This is a genomic window from Streptococcus sp. S784/96/1, from assembly GCF_902729355.1.
Classification (GTDB): Bacteria; Bacillota; Bacilli; order Lactobacillales; family Streptococcaceae; genus Streptococcus; species Streptococcus caledonicus.
On sequence record NZ_CACVCC010000075.1, the window covers coordinates 1 to 827 of the forward strand.

The 827-nt window shown below is 42.9% G+C and carries 1 protein-coding gene; it reads left to right on the forward strand.

Translation table 11 applies throughout. The features are described 5' to 3' along the window. On the forward strand, positions 1–827 hold an 827-nt coding region (locus tag GZ996_RS11635; protein WP_202922628.1), incomplete at both ends, for a glycoside hydrolase family 3 protein.

The following is an 827-nucleotide window of genomic DNA, read 5'->3' on the forward strand; positions in this document are numbered from 1 at the left end:
TTATCACAATTTGCCAAGGCAAAGATCGAAGGTCTGCAAAACGATCAATCGTCTCACCTGAACTATGTTGCGGCTTGCTTGAAGCATTATGTTGGTTATGGCGCTTGTGAAGGTGGCCGTGACTACAATACAGTGTCCATGTCTGAGTCCCTTCTTCGCAATGTCTATCTCCCGCCGTTTAGAGCAGCTATTGATGCCGGTGCCACAACGGTTATGGCAGCTTTCAATGATTTAAACGGTGTACCTTGTACGGTTAATCGTGAGATGTTGACAGACAAATTACGTGAGGAATTTGGATTTGATGGATTTGTGGTTAGTGACGCCAATGCGATTCGTGAATGTGTCGCCCATGGTATCGTTTCAGATGAGGCAGAAGCAGGTGCTAAAGCACTCTATGCAGGTCTTGACATGGATATGGGAACGGAAATTTATTTGAAGACCTTAAAAGACTCTTTAGCGTCTGGAACGATTTCACTTGAAACCGTTGATCAAGCTGTTGAACGTATCCTACGGGTAAAAATGTGGTTGGGTTTATTTGACCATCCGTATGTCGAACTTCCTGAATCAGATGAACTTTCTGAAGACAATAAAGCCCTCGCCTTAGAAGCTGCTGAGAAATCCATTGTTTTGTTAAAAAATAAAGACGACCTTCTTCCACTGGCAACAGATACCAAGATCAGTATTATTGGGGACTTGGCTAATAAAGCTTCAGAAGTCTCTGGTGCTTGGGCGATTAGTTTTCGAGAAAAAGATGGTATTTCTCTTGTCGAAGGAATCACGAAAGAATTTCCTAATAGCCGCTATTTTGAAGTTGGAGGTCTTGAGAC